Below are 2,635 nucleotides of genomic sequence, written 5' to 3'. Positions count from 1 at the left end.
CCGGCGATGCGGCGCTCGCGCCCGCCGTGGAAGCCGATTTCCGGAATCGTGTCGGCGGGTGCCTCCTCGTAGGAGGGTTCGATGCCCTTGAGGCGTCGCGGCAGGTTCACCCAGAGCTGGATGCCGGCGGTCGACGTGTCCACGGACGGCATCTCCGAGTGCACCAACCCCGACCCGGCGGTGAAGCGCTGCGCACCGCCCGGCCCGACCCGGGAGACATTACCCAGGTTGTCACGATGCTCGATCTCCCCCTCGAAGAGATACGTCACCGCCTCGAAACCGCGGTGCGGGTGCTCGGGAAAGCCGGTTCCGGGGGCAAGCTCGAAGTGGTCGAACATGACGAACGGGTCGAAGTTCATGAACTCGGGCAGTGGCATGAGCCGCTTGACCCGGGCACCCGCCCCTTCCTGCATGACGGTCGCGGTTCGGATGACGATGCTCATCGGCTCACCTCCCGCCCGTGCGGGGCTTGGAAATCGATCTCGGGGCCCTTGGGCACGATGCCGGTCGGGTTGATCCAGTCGTGGCTGACGTAATAGTGGTGCTTGATGTGATCGAGCCGCACGGTCTCGGCCACCCCGGGCCACTGGTACAGCTCGCGGGTGAATGCCCACAGATTGGGGAAGTCCACAAGCCGGTTCCGGTTGCACTTGAAGTGGCCGTGATAGACCGGGTCGAAGCGCACCAGCGTGGTGAACAGCCGCCAGTCGGCCTCCGTGACCCGGTCGCCGGCGAGGTAACGCTGGCGACCCAGACGTGCCTCCAGGTCGTCGAGCGTCTCGAACAGGCGATCGAACGCGGTCTCGTAGGCATCCTGCGTCGTGGCGAACCCGGTGCGGTAGACGCCGTTGTTGACGTTCTCGTAGATTGGGGCATTGATCGCCTCGATCTCCTCGCGCAGCGACTCGGGATAGTAGTCGTCCCGGTTGCCCGTCAGCCCGTCGAAGGCCGAGTTGAACATGCGGATGATCTCGGAGGACTCGTTGTTGACGATGGTCTGGCGCTGCTTGTCCCAGAGCACCGGCACGGTGACGATACCGCTGACCCGAGGGTCGGCCCGGGTGTAGAGCTGATGCAGGTGATGGGCGCCCATCTGGCTGTCCGGCGTGGCGCCGGGGAACTCGCCGAAGTGCCAGCCCTCGGCCCCCATGTGCGGGTGCACCACGTCCACCGTGATCAGGTCCTCCAGTCCCTTGAGGGCACGGAAGATCAAGGTCCGGTGGGCCCAGGGGCAGGCATGGGACACATACAGGTGGTAGCGACCGGCCTCGGCGGGAAAGCCGCCCTCGCCGCTCGGCCCCGGTGAGCCGTCCGGCGTGATCCAGTGGCGGAACATCGAGTCCTTGCGGACGAACTCGCCACCCTCGGACTCAGACTCGAACCAGTCGGTGTGCAATTCACCGTTGATCAGCAGACTCATCCACTCCTCCCGTTGGTCGTTGCGCGGGCTTGTGCCCAAAGGCCGCGAAGTATGGACCAGTTGATTAGCCACAGCATCGAAATATACTGAACATCCATTTCGATGTGGTCACATTAAAACCACTCGTGCCATCGACCCGCCCCTCCGGCGGCTTATGTCCCGATCACAACGTTTTGGGCCCGGAATGGCGGCGCTGACGCGTGTTTGCCCGTACCATGAAAGGACTCCATGCATCTCACCCGGTACTCGATCAAGCATGACCCTGGCGACTGTCGACAACCCGTGGCTGCTGATCCTCGCCGGCGCGCTCGGCATCGGGCTGCTGTTCGGCCTGGTGGCCGCGGCCACGCGCTATTGCAACATGGGCGCGGTCTCCGACTGGGTCCTGACCGGTGACATGGGGCGCATGCGCGCCTGGCTGCTGTCGATCGCCGTGGCGATCGCCGCCGTCGGCGCGTTCGAGTTGCTCGGGGCGATAGATCTCGACCAGACACGCGTCAACTACCGCGCGGCGGACTTCCCCTGGTTGCGCTACCTGCTGGGCGGGACGATGTTCGGCATTGGCATGGTGCTGGCCGGCGGCTGCACCACCAAGACGCTGGTCAACATCGGCCAGGGCGACCTCAAGTCGCTGTGGGCCTACGCGGTCGTCGGCCTGACGGCCCTCGTGCTGCTCAACTGGCCCACTGCCCGGCTGTTCATCGACCAGGGGCTGGCCTGGCCCGGGCTCAGCCTGGCCTCGCTCGGCATCGACCACCAGGATGCCGGCGGTATCGCCGCCGGGATCACATCCCTGGATCACGCCTACCTCAGACCCGTGATGGCGAGCCTGCTGGCCACCGGCCTGTTCGTCTGGCTGTGGCGGCTTGACCACGCGCGTCGCATGCGACCCGCCGACCTCGCCGGGGGTATCGGTATCGGCATGATCATCGTGCTGGGCTGGTTGTGGACCGGCTCGTCGACCGGCCAGGCACTGATGAACGAGGCGGCGCTGGCCTTCGATCCTCCGCGCGGCACGGGCACCCAGTCGCTGAGCTTCGTCGGACCCGCCGCCGAGTCGCTGCGCCTTGCCGCCGATCCGAAACTGGCGCTCGCAACCTTCGGCGTCGTGGCCATGCTCGGCGTGATCCTCGGCGCCGGGCTGTGGTTCGCCGCCCGGCAGCAGTTCCGCGTGCAGGGCTTCGGCTCCTGGTCGCAGTTCGGGACCTACACTGC

The 2,635-nt window shown here is 66.3% G+C and carries 3 protein-coding genes; 1 reads left to right on the top strand and 2 read right to left on the bottom strand.

Features of this window, described 5'->3' with window-relative positions; translation table 11 throughout:
* The coding region (locus ACESL5_RS02675; RefSeq protein ID WP_372591239.1) for a pirin family protein at positions 1–443 on the bottom strand (443 nt) is incomplete at its 3' end.
* Entirely contained in the window at positions 440–1,420 is a 981-nt protein-coding gene (locus ACESL5_RS02670) for a glutathione S-transferase family protein (protein WP_372591238.1), read from the bottom strand. The genes ACESL5_RS02670 and ACESL5_RS02675, both read right to left, overlap by 4 nt.
* Before the next feature lie 256 nt (positions 1,421–1,676).
* Here ACESL5_RS02670 and ACESL5_RS02665 point away from each other — a divergent pair.
* Positions 1,677–2,635 (top strand): YeeE/YedE thiosulfate transporter family protein (locus tag ACESL5_RS02665; RefSeq protein ID WP_372591237.1); only part of this gene is annotated, 959 nt, incomplete at its 3' end.

This window comes from Guyparkeria sp., assembly GCF_041687595.1.
Classification (GTDB): Bacteria; Pseudomonadota; Gammaproteobacteria; order Halothiobacillales; family Halothiobacillaceae; genus Guyparkeria.
This window is presented reverse-complemented; position numbering and strand designations above follow the sequence as displayed.

Excerpts from the sequence above, each read along its gene's own strand:
- ACESL5_RS02670 (WP_372591238.1), bottom strand. The coding sequence starts at position 1,420 with ATGAGTCTGCTGATCAACGGTGAATTGCACACCGACTGGTTCGAGTCT.